The sequence below is a fragment of the Streptomyces sp. NPDC093544 genome (assembly GCF_040683495.1).
GTDB lineage: Bacteria > Actinomycetota > Actinomycetes > Streptomycetales > Streptomycetaceae > Streptomyces.
In genome coordinates this window covers 121,263-144,283 of record NZ_JBFBEA010000001.1, presented here as the reverse complement: position 1 = coordinate 144,283, position 23,021 = coordinate 121,263, and the positions used below count along the sequence as shown (strand labels likewise).

18 protein-coding genes are annotated in these 23,021 nt (G+C 71.7%); 8 read left to right on the top strand and 10 right to left on the bottom strand.

Annotated features, from left to right (window positions below):
• The first annotated feature begins 109 nt into the window (after positions 1-109).
• Positions 110-1,156 (top strand): SPFH domain-containing protein, encoded by a 1,047-nt coding sequence (locus AB0N66_RS00555; protein WP_365426329.1) that lies wholly within the window; start codon positions 110-112, stop codon positions 1,154-1,156.
• Entirely contained in the window at positions 1,153-2,052 is a 900-nt protein-coding gene (locus tag AB0N66_RS00550; RefSeq protein ID WP_365426326.1) for a hypothetical protein, read from the top strand. The genes AB0N66_RS00555 and AB0N66_RS00550 overlap by 4 nt, the downstream gene beginning before the upstream one ends.
• Before the next feature lie 231 nt (positions 2,053-2,283).
• Here the strand turns inward: AB0N66_RS00550 and AB0N66_RS00545 are convergent, their stop codons facing one another.
• The 5 genes from AB0N66_RS00545 to AB0N66_RS00525 form a co-directional block, all read right to left on the bottom strand.
• A complete protein-coding gene (locus AB0N66_RS00545) occupies positions 2,284-4,821 on the bottom strand; it encodes a polynucleotide kinase-phosphatase (RefSeq protein WP_365426323.1) in 2,538 nt (845 codons plus the stop codon).
• On the bottom strand, positions 4,818-6,311 hold the full coding sequence (locus tag AB0N66_RS00540) for a 3' terminal RNA ribose 2'-O-methyltransferase Hen1 (RefSeq protein ID WP_365426321.1): 1,494 nt from the start codon (positions 6,309-6,311) through the stop codon (positions 4,818-4,820). Before AB0N66_RS00540 ends, AB0N66_RS00545 begins: the two co-directional genes overlap by 4 nt.
• 127 nt (positions 6,312-6,438) lie before the next feature.
• A complete protein-coding gene (locus tag AB0N66_RS00535) occupies positions 6,439-7,470 on the bottom strand; it encodes an iron chelate uptake ABC transporter family permease subunit (protein ID WP_365427263.1) in 1,032 nt (343 codons plus the stop codon).
• Between the two features lie 47 nt (positions 7,471-7,517).
• Positions 7,518-8,498, bottom strand: coding sequence for an iron chelate uptake ABC transporter family permease subunit (locus tag AB0N66_RS00530; protein WP_365427260.1), 981 nt, complete (start codon positions 8,496-8,498; stop codon positions 7,518-7,520).
• 83 nt (positions 8,499-8,581) lie between these two features.
• Positions 8,582-12,916 (bottom strand): ABC transporter transmembrane domain-containing protein, encoded by a 4,335-nt coding sequence (locus AB0N66_RS00525; RefSeq protein ID WP_365426318.1) that lies wholly within the window; start codon positions 12,914-12,916, stop codon positions 8,582-8,584.
• Positions 12,917-12,948: 32 nt separating this feature from the next.
• Here AB0N66_RS00525 and AB0N66_RS00520 point away from each other — a divergent pair, with 32 nt between their 5' ends.
• The 3 genes from AB0N66_RS00520 to AB0N66_RS00510 all read left to right on the top strand — a co-directional run bounded on the left by AB0N66_RS00520 (position 12,949) and on the right by AB0N66_RS00510 (position 16,760).
• Entirely contained in the window at positions 12,949-14,253 is a 1,305-nt protein-coding gene (locus AB0N66_RS00520) for a nucleotide disphospho-sugar-binding domain-containing protein (RefSeq protein WP_365426315.1), read from the top strand.
• Positions 14,250-15,686, top strand: coding sequence for an alpha/beta hydrolase-fold protein (locus tag AB0N66_RS00515; protein WP_365426312.1), 1,437 nt, complete (start codon positions 14,250-14,252; stop codon positions 15,684-15,686). Before AB0N66_RS00520 ends, AB0N66_RS00515 begins: the two co-directional genes overlap by 4 nt.
• Before the next feature lie 90 nt (positions 15,687-15,776).
• Positions 15,777-16,760, top strand: coding sequence for an ABC transporter substrate-binding protein (locus AB0N66_RS00510; protein ID WP_365426308.1), 984 nt, complete (start codon positions 15,777-15,779; stop codon positions 16,758-16,760).
• Positions 16,761-16,974: 214 nt separating this feature from the next.
• Here AB0N66_RS00510 and AB0N66_RS00505 read toward each other — a convergent pair whose 3' ends face one another.
• Positions 16,975-17,898, bottom strand: a complete 924-nt coding sequence (locus tag AB0N66_RS00505) for an LLM class F420-dependent oxidoreductase (protein WP_365426305.1) — start codon at positions 17,896-17,898, stop codon at positions 16,975-16,977.
• A 235-nt stretch (positions 17,899-18,133) separates the two neighbouring features.
• On the opposite strand from AB0N66_RS00505, the gene AB0N66_RS00500 reads away from it, so the two are divergent.
• On the top strand, positions 18,134-18,307 hold the full coding sequence (locus AB0N66_RS00500) for a hypothetical protein (RefSeq protein WP_365427337.1): 174 nt from the start codon (positions 18,134-18,136) through the stop codon (positions 18,305-18,307).
• A 124-nt stretch (positions 18,308-18,431) separates the two neighbouring features.
• On the opposite strand, the gene AB0N66_RS00495 is transcribed toward AB0N66_RS00500, so the two are convergent.
• The 4 genes from AB0N66_RS00495 to AB0N66_RS00480 all read right to left on the bottom strand — a co-directional run bounded on the left by AB0N66_RS00495 (position 18,432) and on the right by AB0N66_RS00480 (position 21,244).
• Positions 18,432-18,887, bottom strand: a complete 456-nt coding sequence (locus tag AB0N66_RS00495; protein ID WP_365426303.1) for a DUF6099 family protein — start codon at positions 18,885-18,887, stop codon at positions 18,432-18,434.
• Positions 18,888-19,131: 244 nt separating this feature from the next.
• Complete coding sequence (locus AB0N66_RS00490) at positions 19,132-19,464, bottom strand: nucleotide pyrophosphohydrolase (protein WP_365426300.1); 333 nt, start codon at positions 19,462-19,464, stop codon at positions 19,132-19,134.
• A gap of 109 nt (positions 19,465-19,573) precedes the next feature.
• Positions 19,574-20,725 (bottom strand): ATP-binding protein, encoded by a 1,152-nt coding sequence (locus AB0N66_RS00485; RefSeq protein WP_365426297.1) that lies wholly within the window; start codon positions 20,723-20,725, stop codon positions 19,574-19,576.
• A 129-nt stretch (positions 20,726-20,854) separates the two neighbouring features.
• The gene (locus AB0N66_RS00480) at positions 20,855-21,244 is read right to left on the bottom strand and encodes a cell division protein SepF (RefSeq protein ID WP_365426294.1); all 390 of its coding nucleotides are present in this window, start codon (positions 21,242-21,244) and stop codon (positions 20,855-20,857) included.
• Between the two features lie 176 nt (positions 21,245-21,420).
• Here AB0N66_RS00480 and AB0N66_RS00475 point away from each other — a divergent pair, with 176 nt between their 5' ends.
• Together AB0N66_RS00475 and AB0N66_RS00470 are read left to right on the top strand one after the other, a co-directional pair.
• On the top strand, positions 21,421-21,840 hold the full coding sequence (locus AB0N66_RS00475) for a TOBE domain-containing protein (protein WP_365426291.1): 420 nt from the start codon (positions 21,421-21,423) through the stop codon (positions 21,838-21,840).
• 137 nt (positions 21,841-21,977) lie between these two features.
• Positions 21,978-22,748 carry an SDR family oxidoreductase gene (locus AB0N66_RS00470; RefSeq protein ID WP_365426288.1) on the top strand — a complete coding sequence of 257 codons (771 nt, stop codon included), beginning with the start codon at positions 21,978-21,980 and terminating at the stop codon, positions 22,746-22,748.
• The last annotated feature ends 273 nt before the right edge of the window (positions 22,749-23,021 follow it).

Sequence of the window (23,021 nt, the reverse complement as noted above, 5' to 3'; positions counted from 1 at the left end):
TTATCGTCGCGTTGACGAAAACGACTGGCAGGCAACTGCTGAGCAACTGACGAACGACTGACGAAGGTCGCTGAGGCCGCTGGGCAACTCAGCGACAAGGGGGTTTTCCATGGCCGACATCACCCGCCGTCTCGGCTGGCGCCATCTGCGGGGAGCGCCGACCGCCCATGTCCGGCACCACCGGTCGGGCAGCCTGGTGCACGACGGTCCCGGGCTCAGCTTCTGGTACCGGTCGCTGACCGCTGCACTCTCCGAAGTCCCGGTCGACGACCGCGAGTTGGCGATGACCTTCCACGCCCGTACGTCCGACTTCCAGGACGTGGCGGTGCAGGCGACCGTCACCTACCGCATCAGCGATCCGGCGCTCGCGGCCGGCCGCCTCGACTTTTCCATCGACCCCGACACGGGTGCGTGGCGTGGCGCGCCCCTTGAACAGCTCGGGTCGCTGCTGACGGAGACGGCCCAGCAACACGCGCTGGACGTGCTGGCCCGTACGTCGCTGGCGGCCGCGCTGATGGACGGCGTCGCGTCGGTACGGGAACGGATAGCGGGCGGGCTCGCCGCGGAACCCCGACTGCCCGCGACGGGGATCGAGATCGTGGCCGTACGGGTCGTCGCGCTGCGCCCCGAGCCCGAGGTGGAGCGGGCGCTGCGCACCCCCGCCCGCGAGCAGATCCAGCAGGACGCGGACAAGGCGACGTACGAACGCCGGGCCGTCGCGGTCGAGCGGGAGCGCGCCATCGCCGAGAACGAACTCGCCAGCCAGATCGAACTCGCCCGGCGCGAGGAGCAGTTGGTCGACCAGCGGGGCACCAACGCGCGGCGCGAGGCGGAGGAGCTCGCGGCGGCGGACGCGGTGCGCGCCACGGCGGAGGCGGCGCGGACGGTCCGCCTCGCGGAGGCGGAGGCCACGCGTGCCGTGCGGCTCGCCAAGGCCGAGGCGGAGGCCGCGCGAGGGCTCGGCGCGGCCCGGGCCGAGGCGCAGGCCGCCTGGCTGCGGGTGCACGCGGACGTCGAGGTCGCCACGCTGCACGCCCTGACGGCGACACGGCTCGCCGAGAACCTGCCGCGGATCGACAGCGTCACCGTGTCGCCGGATGTCCTGACGGGGCTGCTCGCCCGGCTGGGCGGCGGGGCTTCGGAAGGTTCGGCGTGAGTCTCGCGCCGCGGGTCGTGCTGGTCCATCGCACCACGGAGTACGAGGAGTTGGTGGCCCGGCACGGAACGCACGGGCAGGCGGCGTTCTTGCTCTCCTCCCGGGGGCGGGACATCGAGGAGGTGGCGGAGCGGAGCCGTCGGACGCGGCGGGCGCTGGCCGAGGTCGCCTCCGGCATCCCCCTGACGTGGCGTCAAGCGCGGGTGGAACGCGCCGACTTGGACCGGTTCCTGTTCGCGCCCGAGGACATCGTGGTCGTCGTCGGGCAGGACGGTCTTGTCGCCAACGTCGCCAAGTATCTGGCGGGCCAGCCCGTTGTGGGGATCGACACAGATCCCGGGCGCAATCCCGGGGTGCTGGTGCGGCATCGGGTCGGCGACGCGGGCGCGTTGATCGTCTCGGCGGTGGCCCGGGGCGCGGTGGCGGACGAACTCACCATGGTCGAGGCCGTCGCCGACGACACCCAGCGACTGGTGGCGCTGAACGAGATCTACCTCGGAGCGGCCGGGCACCAGACCGTCCGGTACCGCCTGGGGCTCGACGACGACAGGGGTGTCGTCGAGCCCCAGGCCTCGTCCGGAGTGCTGGTGGGGACGGGGACCGGGGCGACGGGGTGGCTGCGGTCGCTTTGGGAGGAGAGGGGTGGTCGGGTGCCGTTGCCCGGGCCCACGGAGCCGCGGCTGCTGTGGTTCGTTCGCGAGGCGTGGCCTTCGCCTGCCACCGGGACGTCGCTGGTGGCGGGCGAGCTCGGCGGCGCTGCGGGGCTCCGGCTCACGGTGGAATCCGACCGGGTCATCGCGTTCGGGGACGGGATGGAGGCGGATGCGCTGGAGCTGACCTGGGGGCAGACAATCCGCCTGGGGATGGCGGAGGCGAGGTTGCGGCTGGTGGGGTGACGTTTTTTCGCCCCCTCCGCCCCTACCCGTCCCATGCTTCCTGGGGGCTGCCGCCCCCAGACCCCCGCATCGCGCTGAACGCGCTCGTCCTCAAACGCCGGACGGGCTGGAAATGCCGCCCTCGCGGGTGGGTGGGGATCGGGACGGCACAGGCACGCCCTCAAACGCCGGGCGGGCTGAAAGAGCTCCGGCCGGGCTGGAAGATCTCCAGCGCCGGCCGGCGTCTGTTGCTCACAGTCTCGGGTCCACCGGCTCCGACTCCAGTGCCAGTACCCCGAACACCGCTTCGTGGACGCGCCACAGCGGCTCGCCCTCCGCGAGGCGGTCGAGGCCTTCGAGGCCCAGGGCGTACTCGCGGATCGCGAGGGACCGCTTGTGGTTGAGGAAACGGCCGCGCAGGCGGGCGAGGTTCTCCGGGCGGGTGTACTCGGGTCCGTAGATGATCCGCAGGTACTCCCGGCCCCGGCACTTGATGCCGGGCTGCACCAGCCGTCCCTTCTCGCCGCGGACCAACGCGGCGACCGGCTTGACGACCATGCCCTCGCCGCCGCGCCCGGTCATCTCCAGCCACCAGTCGACGCCCGCCCGCACGGACTCGGGGTCCCCCGTGTCCACGAACAGCCGCCGGGTCGTCTGGAGTAGCCCGCTCCCGTCGTGCTCGACCAGGCGGTCGAGCAGAGCGAGCTGCTCGTCGTGCGGGAGGCCTGCCAGGCTGCGCCCCTGGACCGCGAGGATCTGGAAGGGAGCGAGCCGCACGCCCTCCAGTCCGTCCGTGGTCCAGCAGTACCGCCGGTAGGCGTCGGTGAACGCCGCCGCGTCGGCGGCCCGTTCCCGCTGCTTGTCCAGCAGGTCCCGCACGTCGACGCCTCGCGCGGCCGCCCCTTCGAGCGCGGCCAGCGCGCCGGGGAACACGGCCCCGGACGCGGCGCCCACAGCGGCGTACTGCGTCCGCAGCAGCCCGGACGCCTTCAGCGACCACGGCATCAACTCGGCGTCGAGCAGCACCCAGTCGGTCTCCAGCTCCGCCCACAGTCCGGCCTCGTCCATGGCGGCGCGCACCCGCCCGAGGATCTCCTCCGTCACCTCGGCGGAGTCGAAGAAGGGACGCCCGGTCCGCGTGTACAGCGCACCTGTCGGGCCATGCACCCCGAACCTCTCCCCCGCGGCCTCCGCGTCCCGGCACACCAGCACCACCGCACGCGAACCCATGTGCTTCTCCTCGCACACGACCCGCTCGACCCCGTCCTCCTTGTACTGCGCGAAGGCCTCGGCCGGGTGCTCCAAGTAGCCCTCGATGTGCGAGGTCGCGGTCGGTGCCATCGTCGGCGGCAGGTACGGCAGCAGCCGCGGGTCCACGGCGAAGCGGCTCATGACCTCCAGGGCCGCGGCCGCGTTCTCCTCACGGACCGACACCCGGCCCGCGTGTCGCGTCTCGACGACCCGCCGGCCGTGCACGTCCGCGAGGTCGAGCGGCCGCCCCTCGTGTCCGCCGGGCGCCTCGGAGGCGAGCGGCTTGGCCGGCTCGTACCAGACCCGCTCCGCCGGTACGTCGACGAGCTCGCGCTCCGGCCAGCGCAGCGCGGTGAGCTTGCCGCCGAAGACGGCACCGGTGTCGAGGCAGATGGTGTTGTTCAGCCAGGTGGCGGTGGGGACAGGGGTGTGGCCGTACACCACGGCCGCCCGGCCCCGGTAGTCCTCCGCCCAGGGGTACCGCACCGGCAGCCCGAACTCGTCCGTCTCGCCGGTGGTGTCCCCGTACAGCGCGTGCGAGCGCACCCGGCCCGACGTACGGCCGTGGTACCTCTCGGGCAGACCGGCGTGGCAGACGACGAGGCGTCCGCCGTCCAGGACGTAGTGGCTGACGAGCCCGTCGACGAACTCCCTTACCCCCGCGCGGAATTCGTCGTTCTCCTTCGCCAACTGCTCGATGGTCTCGGCGAGTCCGTGCGTGTGCTGGACCTTGCGGCCCTTGAGGTGGCGGCCGAGCTTGTTCTCGTGGTTGCCGGGCACGCACAGGGCGTTGCCGGATCCGACCATGGACATCACGCGGCGCAGTACGCCGGGAGTGTCCGGGCCGCGGTCGACGAGGTCGCCGACGAAGACGGCCGTACGTCCCTCCGTGTGCACCCCGTCGACATAGCCGAGCTTGCCGAGCAGCGTCTCCAACTCAGAGGCGCAGCCGTGGATGTCGCCGATGATGTCGAACGGGCCGGTGAGGTGGGTGAGGTCGTTGTACCGCTTCTCGGTGCGGATCTCGGCGCTCTCGGCCTCCTCGACACCCCGCAGGATGTGCACCTTCCTGAACCCCTCGCGCTCCAAGTGCCGCAGGGAACGGCGGAGTTCGCGGGTGTGGCGCTGGATGACGCGGCGCGGCATGTCGGCGCGGTCGACGCGTACGGCGTTGCGCTCGGCGCAGACCTCCTCGGGCACGTCGAGCACGATCGCGATGGGCAGCACGTCGTACTGCCTGGCGAGTTCGATCAGCTGCTTGCGGCCCTCCTCCTGCACGTTCGTCGCGTCGACGACCGTGCGCCGGCCCGCCGCGAGCCGCTTGCCCGCGATGTAGTGCAGCACGTCGAAGGCGTCGCCGCTGGCGCTCTGGTCGTTCTCGTCGTCGGCGACCAGGCCCCGGCAGAAGTCGCTGGAGATGATCTCGGTCGGCTTGAAGTGCCTGCGGGCGAAGGTGGACTTGCCCGAGCCGGACGCGCCGACCAGGACCACGAGGGAGAGGTCGGTGACGGGCAGGGTGCGCCCCTTGGTTTCGGTCATGCTGCCTTCTCCTCCTTCGTGGTCGGTGTGGCTGTGTTCATCGAGAACGTGGCCATCTGGGTCGGCGGCCCCACTTCCGGGTCGTCGGGGCCGACGGGCGTGAACTCCACGCCGTATCCGTGCCGCCCGGCGACTCGCTCCGCCCAGGCCCGGAACTCCTCCCGCGTCCACTCGAAGCGGTGGTCGCCGTGCCGGGAGTGGCCGGCCGGGAGGGTCTCCCAACGGACGTTGTACTCGACGTTCGGTGTGGTCACGAGCACGGTCTTCGGGCGTGCGGAGCCGAACACCGCGTACTCCAGGGCGGGCAGCCGGGGCAGGTCGAGGTGCTCGATGACCTCGCTGAGCACCGCGGCGTCATACCCCTTGAGCCTCTTGTCGGTGTACGCGAGCGAGCCCTGGATGAGCTTGACACGTGCGGCCTGCCGCTCCCCCATGCTGTCCAGCTTGAGCCGCCGCGAGGCGACGGTGAGCGCGCGCATCGACACGTCGACACCGACGATCTCGTCGAACCGCATGTCCTTGAGCAGCGCCTGCACCAACTGGCCCTGTCCACAGCCGAGATCGAGCACCCGTGCCGCGCCGGACGCGTGCAGTGCGGCGAGGATCGCGTCCCGCCGCTGGACGGCGAGGGACACGGACTTCTCCTGGGAGTTCTCGGCGTCGTCCGCCTCCGTCTCCTCGGCAACCGCGTTGTCGATCTCCTCGATCGCGCTGTCGTCGGCCTCGGCGAGCCGTACGAGTTCCAGCCGCTCCAGCGCCTCGCGCGTCAGCGACCAGCGGCGCGACAGATAGCGGCTGGTGATCAGCTTCTGCTCCGGGTGGTCGGGCAGCCAGCCCTCGCCCGCCCGCAGCAGCTTGTCGACCTCGTCGGACGAGACCCAGTAGTGCTTGGCGTCGTCGAGCACCGGGAGAAGGACGTAGAGGTGACGCAGGGCCTCGGACAGGGTCAGCCGCGCCGACTCCAGTACGAGGCATACGTACCGCGAGTCACCCCACGCGGGGAACTCCGCGTCCAGCGCCACCGGCTCGACCGTCACCGTCCATCCCAGCGGCTCGAACAGCCCCCGTACGAGGTCCGCGCCGCCGCGTGCGGGCAGTGCGGGCACCTCGACACGGAGCGGGAGGGGCCGCGCGGGCAGCTCGGGCCTGGCGTTGCACTGGCCCTTCATGGCGCTGGAGAACACCGCGCTCAGCGCGACAGCGAGCAGCGAAGAGGCCGCGTACGGGCGGTCGTTGACGTACTGCGCGAGCGCGGCGTCGGGTGCGCCGCCGCGGCCCTTGCCCTTGCCGCGCCGGACCAGCGCGACCGCGTCGACCTCAAGGAGCAGCGCGGCCGTGCACCGCTCGACGGACGCCTCGGGATACAGGACGTGGGCCGTGCCGTACGACGTCGAGAACGCCTGCGCGTTGTCGGGATGCTTGTGCAGCAGGTAGCCGAGGTCGGTCGCTGGGCGTTCTGGGGTGCCGGTGGCGGTGATCGTCAGGAACACGGTGGGTTGCCTCGAAACGTCTTCTGAACTGCGGATACTTGAGCTACGGACCGGCGCGGCGCGCACGCTCAACGTACAGCGAACTCATCTGTTGGGCTCAGGAATTTTCACGCGGACACCCGGCGTCTCACAGTCGGTGGTCGCGGCGTTCCCGGAGCAGCAGCCAGCCAAGGAAGATGCCGCCGGCCACGCCCGTCACCACGCCGACGGGCAGGATGGCGGAGCCGGTTACGCGCTGCGTGGCCAGGTCCGCGGCGGAGACCAGGAGCGCGCCCATCCACGCGGCCGGCAGGACGTTGGGGCCGGCTGCCCTGGTCACCCGGCGCGCCAGCTGTGGCGCGGCCATCGCGACGAACGGGATGGGTCCGCAGGCGGCGACCGCCATCGCGGTCAGCCCCGTGCCCGCGCACAGCAGCAGCAGGCGGCTGCGCTCGGGCGGCACTCCGAGCGCGGCGGCGGTGTCGTCGCCCATCTCCAGCATCGTCAGCCGCCGCCCGTAGAACAGGACGACCGGGACGAGGACCACCAGGCCGAGGGCGGCGATCCGGACCTCGTTCCAGTCGCGGGCGTTGAGCGAGCCGATCATCCAACTCGCGGCCTGCGCCGCCTTGCCGATCTCGGCTCGTACGTAGAGGAAGCTGGTCGCCGAACCGAGCACCGCGGACGCGCCGATGCCGACGAGGACGAGCCGATAGCCGTGCACACCCCGCTTCCACGCCAGCAGATACACCACCGCCGCCGTGGCGAAGCCACCGCCCACCGCGCCGAGTGCCGTCTGGGGTGCCCCCGCGTCGAGGATGATGATCGCGACGAGCGCACCCGCGGAGGCGCCGTTGCCGAACCCGATGATGTCCGGGCTGCCGAGCGGGTTGCGGGTCAGTGACTGGAACACCGCGCCCGCCATGCCCATCGCGAAGCCCACCAGGAGGGCCACCAGGGCGCGCGGCAACCGCAGATCGAGCACGATGAACTCGGCTCCGGGCGGGCCGTTCCCGGCGAAGGTGCGCACGACCTCAACGGGCGACAGCTGGTACGTGCCGGTGCCGATGGAGAGCACCGTCACGCACGCGGCCAGCACGGCGATGCCGAGACAGACCAGCAGCGCCCGCGTGTCGTACCGCAGTGACCAGTGGCCCGTACGGAGCAGACCGCGCCGCAGGTCCGAACGGACCGCCCCGGACCGGCGCCGCTCGTCCTCGATCAGGGTCACAACTGGGCCACCTTCCGTTGCCGCACCAGATGGACGAAGAGAATCCCGCCGAGGAACGACGTGACGATGTCGACCTCGATCTCGGACGGCGGCGCCACGACCCGACCGATCACGTCCGAGACGAGCAGCAGCACCGGCGCGAGCACCGCGCAGTACGGCAGCAGCCGGCGCGGGTCGGGACCGGCGAACGCGCGTGCCGCGTGCGGGATCATCAGCCCGATGAAGCCGATCGGCCCGCACACGGCGGTCGCGCCGCCGCACAGCAGCGTGATGGAGACGACCGACAGCACGCGCGCGCGTCTCACCCGGGTGCCCAGTGCCTGGGCGTGGTCCTCGCCCAGGGCGAGCGCGCCCAGCGGCCGGGCCAGCGCGAAGGCGAGCAGGGCGCCGGCCACGAGCAACGGCAGCACGGTGAGCAGGAGTTGGGGGTCGCGTTTGGCGAGCGTGCCCACCGACCAGTGCCGCATGGCGTCCAGGGCGCTCAGGTCCCACAGTTGAAGGCCGTTGACGTAGCCGAAGAGGGCCGCGTTGATGGCCGTTCCGGCGAGGGCGAGCCGGACCGGGGTGGCGAGTCGGCCGCCGCCGAGCGCGTTCACGGCGGTGGCGGCGACGGCCGCACCGGCGAGCGCGAACCACAGGTATCCGCTGAACGAGGTGATGCCGAACACGCTGATCGCGGTGACGACGGCGGCGGACGCGCCCGCGTTGACGCCCAGCAGCCCGGGGTCCGCGAGGGGATTGCGGGTCAGGGTCTGCATGACGCCGCCCGCGATGCCGAGCGCCGCGCCGACGGCGATCCCGATGAGGGTGCGCGGCAGCCTGAGGTCCCGGATGATCGCGTCGTTCTCGGTGCCCGAGGGAGCGAACAGTCCCGACCACACCTGGCCGAGCGGTATCTGCTTGGTGCCCACGGCGAGCGACAGCGCGACCGCCGCGACCAGTAGCACCAGCCCGAGCAGCAGGCCTGCCGCCCGCACCGAGGCCCGGGTGCGGCGCCCTTCTCTGCCGTCCGCCTCCTTGCCGTCCGCCTCCTTGGGGGGCGCGGACGTCGTCGCGGCGCTCACCGCCGTACTCCTGTGGTCTTGGCGGTTGGCTTCCGGAACTGGACGGGTTCGTCGGCGACCTCGGCGGTCCCGTGCCGCCAGAGCCGGGCGTACCCGCCATCCGCGTCCAACAGCTCGGCGTGCGTGCCCTGTTCGGCGATACGGCCGTGGTCCAGGACGACGATGCGGTCGGCTCGGGCCGCGGTCGACATGCGGTGGGCAACGACGACGGTGGTACGCCGGTGGGCCGCGCGTTCGCCGGCGCGGGCGACGGCCTGCTCGGTGGCCGGGTCGAGTGCGGCGGTGGCCTCGTCGAGCAACAGCACGGCGGGGTCGACGAGTTCCGCGCGAGCGAGCGCGATCAGCTGGCGCTGGCCCGCGGACAGTGACCTGCCGCCCTCGCCGACGGGCTGCCGGAAACCGTAGGGCTGCGCGGCGATCACGTCGAGCGCACCGACGGCACGGGCCGCCGCCTCCACGTCGGCGTCGGTCGCGGCGGGCCGGCCGTAGCGGATGTTGCCGGCGATGTCGCCGCTGAACAGGTGGGCTTCCTGCGGGACATAGCCGATGAGACGGCGGTAGCCGGACACGGGCCAGCGGCGCACGTCGGTGCCGTCGACCAGGACGCTGCCCTCGTCGGGGTCGTAGAAGCGGGCGAGCAGTTTGACGACGGTGGACTTGCCCGCGCCGGTGGTGCCGACCAGGGCGACCGTCTCACCGGCGGCGATGCGCAGGTCGACCCCGCGCAGGGACGGCCGCTCGGCGCCCGCGTAGGTGTGCCCCGCGCCCCGCAGTTCGACTTCGCCCCTCAGGCGCTCGGGCAGCGGGGCCTCGTCCGGGGAGGTGGGCACGGACGGTGTGATCCGCAGGAGTTCGATGATGCGGCGCAGGCCGACGGAGGCCTGCTGGTAGCTGTCGAAGGTGAGGGACAGCTGCTGGATGGGCGAGAAGAACATACCCAGGTAGAGCATGAACGCGACCAGCACGCCGGACGACAGGTCACCGGAGGCCACCCGGTGCGCACCCACCAACAGGACCAGGGCGCGGGAGAGTTCGGCGGTGAGGTTGATGCTGGGGAAGTAGACGGAGGCGTAGCGCTGGGCACGCAGGCGCGAGGCCTGGTAGGCGTCGGAGAGCCGGTCGAAGTCACGTGCGGCGCCCCGCTCGCGGCCCTGCGCCTGCGAGGTGCGCAGTCCGCTGACGTTCTCCTGGAGTGAGGAGTTCACTTCGCCGATGCGGCGGCGCGCCTCGTCGTACGCGGCCGACGACAGCCGCCAGAAGACATAGGTGGCGACGAGGATCAGCGGCAGCAGGGCGAGTGCCGCCAGGGCCAGTGGAGGGTGGACGGCGATCATGGCGCACACGGCGCCGGTGATGGTGGCCAGCGAGGCGACGGACGTGAGCAGCCCGTTCTGGAGGAAGGCGGACAGGGCGTCGATGTCGTTGACGACACGGGTCATGATCTGCCCGCCGCGCTCACGCTCGTAGAAGTCCATGCCGAGGCGCTGGAGATGGGCGAAGCTGCGTACGCGGAGCCCGTAGAGGACGCTTTCCCCGGCCCGGCGGGTGACTCGGGCCTGCGTGTTCAGAGCGGCCCAGCTGATACCGACCGCGACGGCCGCCAGCAGGACACACACCGCGAGCACGGCGCCCTCGTCGACGGACACGCCGTTGTCGAGGCCGTGCCGCACGAGCAGCGGCAGTGCGACGCCGGCCGCGGTGTCCACGGCGAGCAGCGCGAGCCCCAGCAACAGCGGTCCGCGTACGGGACGCAGCAGCCGGCGCAGGGTGGGGCGCGGACCTGGGGAGCGCAACGCCTGTTCGTCCAGTCCCGGGTTGTCGTCCGGGGCGTCGCCGCTCCCGGTGCGGGTGGCCGGGGGCACGGGCCACAGGTCGGGAGTGACGCCGTCCTGCGCGGCGGCCGGCGCGGGTCCGGTGCGGTCGTCGAGGCTGCCGCTGGGTCCGGCGAGCAGCTCGCGGAACAGGGCGCAGCGTTCGGTGAGTTCGGCCTCGGTGCCGAGGTCGACGAGGCGGCCGCCGTCGAGGACGGCGATGCGGTCCGCGAGGGCGAGTGTGGAGCGCCGGTGGGCGATCAGGACTGTCGTACGGCCGTCCGCGGCGCCGCGCAGCGCGTCCTGGATGACCGCTTCGGTCGCCGGGTCGACGGCGGACGTCGCGTCGTCGAGGACGAGGACACGCGGGTCGGTGATCAGGGCGCGCGCGAGGGCGACGCGCTGCCGCTGACCGCCCGACAGCGCCATCCCGCGTTCGCCGACCTCGGTCGCGTAACCGCCCGGCAGGTCGCTGATGAAGCCGTGGGCGTCGGCGGCACGCGCCGCCGCCTCCACCTCGGCGTCGGTCGCGTCGGCGCGGCCGTGCGCGATGTTGTCGCGCACGGAGCAGGAGAAGAGAAAGGGATCCTCGAAGACACTGCCGACGGCGGAACGGAGGGAGGCGAGGCGCACCATACGGATGTCGGTGGCCTCGCCGAACACGTCGGCTGCCACGCCGGGGCCGAACACGTCGTCTGCCGCGCCGGGCACGCCGGTTACGTCATCCGCCGCGCCACGCACGTCTGTGGTCTCGCCCTGTACACCGCCCGCCACACCGCGCAAGCCAGTTGCCCCGCCGAGTACATCGTCTGCCGCGCCACGCACGCCAGTTGAACTGCCGAGTACGTCATCCGCCTCGCCACGCAAGCCGGTCGACTCCCGGAGCACGCCACCCGCCGCGCCAAGCAAGACAGTTGCCCCGCCGCGTACATCGCCTGCCGCGCCACGCACGCCAGTTGACCTGCCGAGTACGTCATCCGCCTCGCCACGCAAGCCGGTCGACTCCCGGAGCACGCCATCCGCCGCGCCAAGCAAGACAGTTGCCCTGCCGGGTGCTTCATCTTTTACGCCACGCAAGACAGTTGCCCCGCCGAGTACGCCTTCCACCGCGCCACGCACGCCGGTCGACTCCCGGAGCACGCCACCCGCCTTGCCAAGCACACCAGTTGACCCGCCGAGGACATCGTCTGTCGTGCCACGCACGCCGGTCGCCGCACCACGCTCGCCGGTTACGCCATCCGCTTCGCCGCACAGGTCGGTCGCCCCGCCGCGCATGCCGTCCGGCTCGCCCCGTACACCGCCCGGCTCGCCAGGTGCGCCGACGTGGACGCTGCCGGACTGTGGGTCGTAGAAGCGGTTCAGGAGCAGGGAGACGGTGGACTTGCCGGAGCCGGGTGGGCCGACGACGGCGAGGGTTTCGCCGGGGCGCACGGCCAGGGAGACGCCGGCGAGGACCGGGTCGCTGGGCGCGTAGCCGAAGGTGACGTCGCGCAGTTCGATCTGCAGCGGGCCTTCAGGGAGATCCGCGGCGTGCGGGTGGTCCGCGATGTCCGGTGTGGCGTCGATGAGTTCATGGACGCGCTCGGAGGCGGCCCGCGCCTGCTGGGCGGTGACGACGAAGTTGGCGAGGAGCCTGGCCGGGCCCGCCAGCAGCGTCAGATAGCCGGCGAAGGCGAGGAACGTACCGACGTCGATGCTGCCGCGCAGCGCGAGCCAGCCGCCCACGGCGAGTACGCCGACCTGTCCTGCCGCGGGCAGCGCGGACATGCCGGCCGTGGCCGCGGCCTGGAGGCGGGCGACCACCACCCGGCGCGTGAAGAGGGTGCGGGAGGCGCGCGCCATCCGTTCCGTCTCCGCGTCCTCCTGGCCGAAGGCCTTGACGACGCGGACGCCGGTGACCGTCTCCTCGACATGCTCGGCGATCGTGGCGGCCTGGGCCTGCGCGTTCCGGGTGGCGGGCACCAGCCGCTTGCGGCTGCGGGCGGCGGTGAACGCGAGCGCCGGCAGCACGGCGAGAGCGACCAGCGTGAGCGGCGCGGACAGCCACAGCATCGCCGCGAGGGAGACCGTGAAGAGCGCGGTCACGCCGATCGGGATGGGGAGCATGCCGAGCATGATCTGGATCTGCTGGAGATCGCTGTTCGCACGTGAGACGACCTGACCGGTGCGCAGCTCGTCCTGTTTGACGCCGTCGTAGCGCTGGACCGATGCGAACACGGCGGTACGCAGCTGGTGTTGCACGGCGAGTGCGAGCTTGCCGGCGAAGAAGCGCCGGGTGAACTCGGCGCCGAACTGGACGACGGCCAACGCGCACAGGACGCCGACGAGGACGCCGACCCGGTGGGTGCGCCCGGCCACGGCGTCGTTCACGGCGATCCCCGCGATCAGGGGGCCGAACGCTTCGAGGCCGGTGCCGAACACGGAGCCGAGGACGAGGGCGGTCAGGAGGCGGGGGTGGCGGCGGCAGGCCGTGGCGAGCCGCCGTGTTCCACCCGGTTGGGGACGCGTTCCGGTGGACATGAACTTAGCTTAGGCTAACCTAACCTTCACCGTTGACGATTTCACCGCCGACCCTTCTGCCCGTGCACCCGCATGTCCAACTACCCCCGGTGCGCGACTCGTTGAGAAGAGGAGACATGCGCGTCCTGCTGGCAGGCCCGCCCTTCTTCGGGCTGCTGTATCCCATGGTTTCGCTCGCACACGCGCTGCGGGCAGCTGGTCACGACGTCCTGGTGGCCACCTGCGGCGCGGCCGTCGGGCACGCCGAGCGCGCCGGGCTCAACACCATCGACTGCGCGCCCGGCATCGACCCCGACGCGCTCTACGCACGCATGGAGAAGAACAAAGGTGACCGGAAACCGCCGGCGCCGGGTGAGCGCGGGGAGCCACCGAAGGGCAAGGGATTCTCGTTCTTCAGCGACGAGATGGCCGACACCATGGTCAAGGTCGCCGAGGACTGGCGGCCCGACCTCGTCGTCCACACTCCGCTCGGCGTGGCCGGACAGCTGGTGGCCGCCCGCCTCGGCGTCCCCTCGGTCCTGCATGCCGTGGGCTTCGGCCACACCGGGGCCCACGTCCGCATGATCAACAACGCCCTTGCGCCCGCCTACGAACGGCACGGGCTCGAAGGCCCCGCACCCGTCGCCGCCTGGCTCGACATCGCGCCGCCCAGCATGAGCACCGCTGTCGAACCCCGCCGCTGGTTCATGCGGTACGTCCCCTACAACGGCGGCGGCAGACTGCCCGACTGGCTGTCCACAAGCCGCAAGCGTCCCCGCGTCACCGTCACCCTCGGCACGGTGCAGCCCGTCGTCGACGGGGTGTCACCGGTGAAGTGGGTGGTGGACGCCGCGCGGGAGACCGACGCCGAGTTCGTCCTCGCGCTCGGCGGCGGGGACCTCAGCGCCCTAGGCACCCTGCCCGACAACGTGCGCCCCGTGGACTGGATACCGCTGGGTCTCCTGCTCGCCCGGAGCGACGCAGTCGTCCACCACGGGGGCGCCGGGACCACCCTGACGGCACTCGATGCCGGGCTGCCGCAGATCGTCCTCGGCGAGGGCGCCGACCGCCCCGCCAATGCGGCCGCGGTGCGGGCCCGCGGCTGCGGCCTCGTACCCGACGGTTCCGACAGACCCGACGGATCCAACCGATCCGACGGACCCGGCGGACCCGGCGGACCCGGCGGATCGGTCGGACCCGGCGATCTCACGGCCGGGCTGATCGACCGTCTCCTGACCGACGACGCGCTGCGCGCCGCCGCCCGGGACACGGCTCGCGAGATGGCGGGGATGCCGAGCCCCGCGGAGACCGTGCCGCGGCTCGTCGAACTCGCCCGCACCGGCGGAGAGCTGCGGTGACCGCGCCACCGGCGCGCGCCGCCGCACCGCCCGACTCCCGGATCAGCGCACGTCCGGTCCGTATCACCGGCACGCGCGTCACACGCCTCGTGACCCACCTGGCCGCGACCGACGCCGACCAGCACGAGGTCCTGACGGGGAACTTCTGGGCCGAAGTGGAGCGCCTCGGCACCCCGCTCGTCGAAGAACTGGAGGAACTGGAGGACGAACCCGGCCACCGGGCCGTCACCTTCCTGTGGCGCGGCGACCGCGCGACCCGGCAGGTGCTGCTGCTCGGCAACCGCATCATCGACCGCGAGAACCTCGCCGGCTCCCTGCTGGAGCACATCCCGGGCACCGACGTCTGGCACCTGGGGCTGCGGCTGCGCTCCGACCATGTCGGCTCCTACCGCATGGCCGCCGACATCTCGACCGAGGAACCGACCAAGGACCCGGACGGCCTCCAGCAGCGACTGCGGTCGCTGTCCGGACACGCCGCACCGGACCCGCTGAACCGGCAGCCCATGCCGACCCGCTGGCACGCGGCCGACAGCTCGGTCTTCGCCCTGCCGGACGCCCCCGCGCAGCCCTGGGCGGGGCGACACGGCACTGTGCCGGCCGGGCGGGTCGAGCCGCACCGGGTAACCGCCACCGCGCTCGGCGGCGATCGCGAGGTCTGGGTCTACCTGCCGCCGGGCCACGACCAGAGCGACGCGGGCGACCCAAGCGACGCAGTCAGCACGGACAGTGCGGGCAGCACGGACAGCGCAGGCGGCACGGGCAGCGCAGGCAGCGCAACGGATTCCGGCGGCCCGGACCCGCTGCCCGTCCTCGTACTGTGCGACGGCGACATGTGGTTCGGCCGGCTCGGGCTCGGACACACGCTCGACGCGTTGATCGCCGACGGCGCCCTGCCACCGCTCGCCGTGGTGTCACCCGACGCCGTGGACCGGCACACCCGCTGGAACGAACTGGGCGGACGCGACGAGTTCGTGGCCTTCCTCACGGACGAACTGCTGCCCTGGGCGGGCGGCCGTTGGCCGTTGACCTCGGACCCGGAACGGACCGTCGTCGCGGGGCAGAGCCTGGGCGCCCTGACCGCGCTGTACGCCGCACACCTACGGCCCGACCGGTTCGGCAACGTACTCGCCCAGTCGGCTTCCCTCTGGTGGCGGCCCGGGATGCCACCGGGCGTACCCAAGTCCGCGGGCTCCGGCATTCCCTGGGTCATCGATCTCTACACCGAAGCGGGCCCCCGGCCCATCACGATCCACCTGGATGTCGGACTGCACGAGGGGCTCATGGTCGACCACAGCCGCGTCGTGTACGACGCCCTGGGCTCGGCGGGCTACCGGATGACCTTCAACGAGTACAACGGCGGCCACGACTACGCCTGCTGGCACAGCGCCTTGGCCGACGGCCTGGTGCGGCTGCTGGGCCCAGGCCCCGGCTGACCCGGCCCGGCCCCAAGAACCACCCCCCACACCCCTCCACCCACGCCACCCCACCCACCAACTCCCGTTGCCACCAAGGAGCTTACGCAGATGTCCTCCACCCGAGCCTCCCGCAGAGCGGTCCTGACCTCGGCTGCCGCCGTCATGACGGGAGCATTGCTCCTGACCGCCTGTGGCAGTGACGACGACAGCAGCAGCGCTGCCGCGGATCCGAGCGAGTCGGCCACGCGCACGATCACCGACGCTCAGGGCCGCAAGGTCAAGGTGCCCGCCGAGCCGCAGAAGGTCGTCGCGCTCAGCGAGCCCACGCTGGACGCCGCGCTCGCCCTCGGCATCGAGCCCGTCGGCGCCACCGCGGGTCGGGGCCAGACGGGGGTGTCCACCTATCTCGCCGACAAGGCGTCGAAGGCCGAGGTCGTCGCCACCGTCGCCGAGGCCGACATGGAGAAGCTGGCCACGCTCCGGCCCGACCTCATCCTGCTCGACGAGACGACCGGCGCGAAGAGAGAACTCGCCAAGCTCCAGGCCATCGCACCGACCGTGGTCACCGCCAAGCTGAACGCGGACTGGAAGGTGGCTTTCACGGCCACGGCCGACGCGCTGAACCAGAAGGAACAGGGCGAGAAGATACTGAGCGACTTCGACGCCGACGTCGCCGCCACGAAGGAGAAGCTCGGCGCCAACGCCGGCGCGGCCGTCAGCGTCATCCGCTGGCAGGACAGCGCCCCCTCCGTCGTCGGCAAGGGCAAGGGCCACGTGGGCTCCACCCTCTCCGCGCTGGGCCTCGACCGGCCCACGGACCAGCAGGGCGAGAGCAGCGGACACAGCGAGCCGGTCAGCCTGGAGAAGCTCACCACCATCGACGGTGACTGGCTCTTCTTCGGCACCCTCTCCGACAAGGCCGACGGGGAAAAGGCCTACGCCGAGGCCCAGAAGGTCCCCAACTTCAGCAAGCTGGAAGCCGAGAAGCAGGGCCACGTGGTGGTCATCCAGGGTTCGGCGTGGAACAGCGCGGGCGGCCCACTGGCGGCCGGGATCGTCCTCGACGACGTGACAACAGCACTGGCCAATTGAGCACTGGCGGAGCCAGCACCGGCCGAGTGAACACCGGCCGGCAACTCACCGACCGGCTCGCCCTGATGACAGGAACAGGCCCCACCAACACGCCCCGCCCTGATGACAGGAACGGGCCCAGTCACTCGGTGAGACGGCGGGCGGCGCACTCACGGAGCGCGCCGCCCACGCCATCCCCACGGACCTGGCCCGAGCGGGCGGTGCTGCTCCCGGACTACACCAACTTCGACTGAACCCGCGCCGAGATCAGTTCGAGGTGGTCGAGATCGCCGAGGTCGAGGATCTGGAGGTAGATGCGCCGGGAGCCGATCTCCGCGTAACGGCCGATCTTGTCGACGACCTCGTCCGGCGTACCGGCCAGCCCGTTGGCCTTCAGCTCGTCGACCTCCCGGCCGATCGCGGCGGCACGGCGGGCGACCTCCGCGTCGTCCTTGCCGACACAGGCCACCAGCGCGTTGGAGTACGTGATGTCCTCGCCCTTGCGTCCGGCCTGCTCCGCCACGGCGCGCACCCGGCCGAACTGGCGCTCGCTGTCCTCGATCGACGCGAACGGCATGTTGAACTCGTCGGCGTACTGGGCGGCGAGCCGCGGGGTGCGGGTCGCGCCGTGGCCGCCGATGAGGAGGGGCACCTTCGCCTGGGCGGGCTTGGGCAGGGCGGGCGAGTCGGTCAGGTCGTAGTAGGTGCCGTGGTGGCTGAAGGTCTTGCCCGCCTCGGTCGCCCAGAGCCCGGTGACGATCGCCAGCTGCTCCTCCAGGCGCGCGAACTTCTCCTTCGGGAACGGGATGCCGTACGCCTTGTGCTCCTCCTCGAACCAGCCTGCGCCCAGGCCGAGTTCCACCCGGCCGCCGGACATCTGGTCGACCTGCGCGACCTGGATCGCGAGGACGCCGGGCAGTCGGAAGGTGCCGGCGGTCATCAGCGTGCCGAGCCTGATGCGCTTGGTCTCGCGGGCGAGCCCGGCGAGGGTGATCCAGGCATCGGTCGGGCCCGGGAGGCCGTCGGCCGAGCCCATGGGGAGGTAGTGGTCGGAGCGGAAGAAGGCGTCGAAGCCGAGGTCCTCAGTGGCCTTGGCAACCTCGAGAAGGGTGTCGTAGGTCGCGCCCTGCTGGGGCTCGGTGAAGATTCGAAGATCCATGCCTCTATCCTGCACGGTCGCGTACCGGTCAACCCATCGGTCCCACGGGGGTACTCCTGTCCCCGGTCGGGTGAAAATGCGTCAACCCCGCGCGCGGCACTTCTCCGTGCCAGTGACCCGGCTCGGTGATGATCGTTGGCTCGGGCGGAGCCGGACCGCCCGGCACCGTCGCCGGGGGTCGCCGGCGTGTCACCCGCACCGGTCCCTGTCGGGGCCACGGGCCGAGGAGGCCTTCATGTCCCACATGTCCCAGGACGCAGTTCCCCAGCAGGTGGTGTCTGCGCAGCCGAAGGGGCTGCTCCAGCAGATGGAGGAGCTGATGGCGGCGCTCAACGCCGATCTGACCCAGCTGGACGCGGATCTTTCGGGGTCCCGGCCCGCCGTCGCGAACGACGGTGACCACGGCTGACGCCGGGGGGCGTTTTTCGCCCCCTCCGCCCCTGCCCGTCCCGTACCTGGGGGCTCCGCCCCCAGACCCCCGTATCGCGCTGAACGCGCTCGTCCTCAAACGCCGGAAGGGCTGAAGACCGCCCTCACCCCGCCGCCGTGTCCCGCACCGTCAGCCGTCTCAGCATCTCCAGGACCCGGTCCCGGGACTCGTCCGCCGCGTCGATGGCCTCCATGCACTGCCAGTACGTCCCCTGGTCGTCCGCCGCGCAGGCGATCCCGACGAGGGCGATCCCGACCTCGCCCAGGAGGCGGCCCAGGCTGACGAGTGCCTCGCGGGCGTCGCCCAACTCGGTGAGCCGGGCGGCCCGTAAGGCGCCGACGTCGAGGGCGTGAGCACCGAGGACTCCGCAGCCCCGGCCCGCCAGCTCGGTCAGGCCCAGGGCCTCGCCCCGGAGTTCGGGTGGTCCGGAGACAGCGAACCGGCTGCCTATCGCCTGGGCCAGGGCATGCGCCTGCCATGCCTCCTGCATCACCTCCGGGGTCTCGCCGGTCCCCGCCAGGGCACGCCTGCTCGCCACGATGAGCCGCATCGCCTCCATGCGCTGTCCCCGTCTGTCCCGACGCGCTCACCGCACGTCCGCCCGAACTCCGCCATCCACTACCCAGAGTGAGTTCCGACGGGACGAAAAGCCAGAGGAAGCCCGAAATCTGTGGACACAGAGTTGAGACTGGACAACTCGCTAACTCCGTAGAGTGACAATCCTCCAGATTATCCGGATCTCCCGGAGTTCCCGGATCTCCCGGAGTTCCCAGACCTCGCGGAGTTCCCAGATCTCCCAGCCGTCACGACCCCTCCGGCACCGGAAACCTCCGCTCGTTCCGGTCGATCTTCGCGTCGAGCGCCGCGAGTGGGTCGATGCCGAGCACCTCGCAGAACTGGAGCAGATAGGCCAGGACGTCCGCGACCTCGTCGGTGACGCGGTGAGCGGTGTCCGCGTCGTCCATCACCCGGTCCGACTCCTCCGGCGTCAACCACTGGAAGATCTCAAGCAGTTCGGACGCCTCCACGCTCAGCGCGGCGACGAGGTTCTTGGGTGTGTGGTACGGCTGCCAGTTCCGCGCGGCCGCGAACTCGGCCAGGCGGCGCTGCAGCTTCTCTACGTCCAGTTCACTCACGACTCACGTCCAGCTTCCGTCACAACTCACGTCCAGCCCCTGCCACGGCTAGAGGCCTAAGGGGCCTAAGGGGTCTAAGGGTTTACGGGATCCAAGGGGTTTACGGGGCCTACAGGTCCACCACCGTCACGCCAGGCACTCCGTACGCCCAGGAGGCGTCGCTCAGGGTGCCGACCAGCCGGATGTGCCCACGCTCGCACATCCGCGCCGCCAGCCGCACCAGCTCCCCCGTCTGCCGGGCGTCCAGGCAGCGGTCGAGTCCGTCGGTCAGGACGGTCAGCGTCTGGAGGGCCGCGGGAACCTCGCCCGCCTGGTCGACCGCCAGCACGCCCGGTCCGGTGAGCAGCACCAAGGCCAGCGCCAGATACCTCAACTCGCCGTCCCCGAGCAGCCCCAGCTCCGTACGAAAGCCGTCGCCGCGGTCGAGGAACGCCCGGATCATGCCGTCGCGCAGGGGCTCGCCCAGGACGTCCGTGACGGGGCCCGCGCATCCGGACCCGACCGCGGCGACCAGCTGCGCGTGCCGTCGGCCGCACTCCGCCCGGGTACGCCACAGCACTTCGGCGAGGTTGTCGCAGCCGCGCAGCAGCAGGCCCGAGCCGACCGGGACGGGGGCGCGCATCTGCCTGGGGCTCGGGTCGCAGGCGAAGACGGACCGCAGTGCGAGCACCATCTGCTCGGCGGCGGCGAGGACTTGACGCTCCCCGGCCGTCCTGCCCGCGACGCGCAGCGGCAGGAGCGCGGTGCCGAGGCGGTCGTCGGGGAGCGGACCCCGGGTCACCGCGGACGAGCCGCCGGTGTGCCAGGCGGCCTGGACCACGGGCCGCCCCGGGTCCCGTAGCGCCGTCTCCAGCAGGGTCAGGCCACCCGCGGTCAACCGCTCGCCCACGATGCGCAGTTCGGGCTCGGCCTGTACGGCGATGTCGAGGCGGACGGGGCCTTCGGGGCCGTTGACGGTGCAGCCGATGCGGAAGCCGCGCCGTCGCTGGGCGTCGGGCCTGGCACGCTCGGGCACACAGGTGACCGGGGCCGGGAACACCTCTCCCAGCTCGGCGCCGCTGCCGAGCCGTGCCAGCGCCTCGTACGCCCGCAGGGCACTGGTCTTACCGCTGCCGCTGGGGCCGGCGACGAGGGTGAGCGGTCCGAGCGGGAACCGGACGCGCCGGTGCGCGGCGAACGCGGCGAGCCGCAGCTCGGTGACGCCCGGGCGGTCGGGACGCACCTCCGCCACCGCGGGGGCTTCCAGGGAAGGCAGGGTCATATCCGGACGGTAGGCCTCCGCCGTCAGGCGAACCGTTCCGCCTCGGGGACCTTCCTACGATCGAGGGACGAGCCACCGACTGACCCCCAAGAAGGCCCCGACGGGCTACGGCGTGCCGAGGACCGCGCGTCACACCCCCGGAATCCGCGCTCCCTCCATCAGCCCCTGAACCTCGGTCCCCGGCGGCGTCAGCAGGAACACGTTCCGGTCGACGCGGTGCATGCCGCTCGCCAGCCCGAAGACCACACCTGTGCTGAAGTCCAGTACCCGCTTGGCGACTTCGGTCTCCGCGCCGGTCAGGTCGAGGAGGACGGGTATGCCCGCCATCAGTGTCTCGGCGACCTCGCGAGCGTCCGCGAACACGTTGATCCGCAGCACCATGAAGCGGCGGCGCGCCTCCGTCGGGGCCTCGGGTATCGACCGATGGTCGACCGCCGAGGGCCAGGCGTCCCGGCCCCGCAACGGAACTACCTGGGCGAGCCCCTCCCACTGTTCGTCGGTGGCGTCGTGACCGTTCACAGATCCACCCCGTCCTGGCTCGCACTCGTTGTCTGCACCGGGCAATTCTTACGCATGGTCACCCGTTCGGCCCAACAGCGACACGATCCGCGACACGTCCGCGGGCGCCCCGACAACGACATCGCGGACATAATGTCTCGAACCTTCCGCCCCGCACAGCAATCGAGGCAGCCCGCATGAGTCTGAGCATCCGCAATCAACTCCCCGGCACCGTCGCCTCCGTCACCCCCGGTGAGGTGATGGCGACGGTGAAGGTGCGCCTCGACGGCGGTCAGGACCTCACGGCGGCCATCACCCTGGAGGCCGTCGAGGACCTGGGACTGACCACGGGTTCCGCGGTCCGCGCGCTGATCAAGTCGACGGAGGTGTCCCTGGCCACCGGCCCGGTGAGCGGGGTCAGCATCCGCAATCAGCTCCCCGGCACGGTCACCGACGTCGCCGCCGGTGGCGCCATGGCCCGCGTCAAGGTCGACGTGGCGGGCGGCGAACTGACCTCCGCGATCACCAAGGACGCGGTCACGGAACTCGGCCTTGCCACCGGGTCCCCGGTCGTGGCGCTCATCAAGGCGACCGAGGTGTCACTCTCGAACGCCTGACGGGCGGCGACGAGTGACGGCGGTGACCCCGGCGACGACGGGCCCACCACCCCTGCGGATGCAGGTCGTCGGCGCACGCCGGTTCGGTCGCTGCCCGCGACTGTTCGGCGGGTACGGCCGCGTGTTGGAATGCTGCGATGTCTGACTTCGCCAACAGCACAGGTGCCGCGTTCGTCGCGGGCGGCACGGGCGGTATCGGCGCTGCGGTCGTACGGACGCTGGCCGAGCGGGGCAGCGACGTGGCGTTCACGTATCGCGCCAACCAGGCGGCGGCCGACGCTCTCGCCGGAGAGGTGAAGACGTACGGGCGCCAAGTCCTTGCCCTGCGCCTCGATTTGACCGACGAGTCGGCCACGGCGGGAGCGGTGACCGAGGCCGCCTCGGAGTTCGGCGGTATCCACACCCTGGTGTACGCGGCGGGCCCGCACGTGCCGATGGTGCATCTGAGCAGGGTCACGCCGAGCCAGTACCGCGCCCAACTCGACGCGGACGCCGGGGCGTTCTTCAACCTGGTCCACGCAGCGCTGCCGAGACTGCGGGAGAGCCGGGGCAACATCGTCGCCGTCACCACGGTTGCCACCCGCCGGTTCCCGGTCCGGGACGGGCTCTCGTCGGGCACGAAGGGCGCGGTCGAGGCGGTCGCACGAGCACTGGCCGCCGAAGAGGGGCGTTACGGGGTGCGCGTGAACTGCGTCGGCCCCGGCATGCTGACCGACGGCATCGCCGCCCGTCTGATCAGTTCCGGCGAACTCGACGAGGCGGCGCTGGAGATCACCCGACGCAACATCCCGCTGCGCCGGTTCGGCGACGCGACGGACATCGCGGAGGCGGTCGCGTTCCTGGCCTCCGACCGCGCCGGTTTCATCACCGGGCAGGCGCTGGGCGTGGACGGCGGGTACAGCGTCTAGAGATCACCTTCCGCCCGACGGTGAACCGGAGGCTCAAAATCGCGTCGCCCGGCCGAGCCAGTAGCCGATCCCCGCCGTGTGTGGATCAGGGCCGTCTGCTCCTACACCTCCGGCCCCCAACACCAAGGCCCTGCCATGCCCGCCGGTCGTCAACGCCAAGGCCCTGCCATGCCCTCCGCCCCCGTCGTTCCCGGGGACCACGCGCCGCCCCGGCGTACTGCGTTTTCAGTAGTGCGGATTGTCGGCAGGCGCACGACGACGGGGCACCCCCTT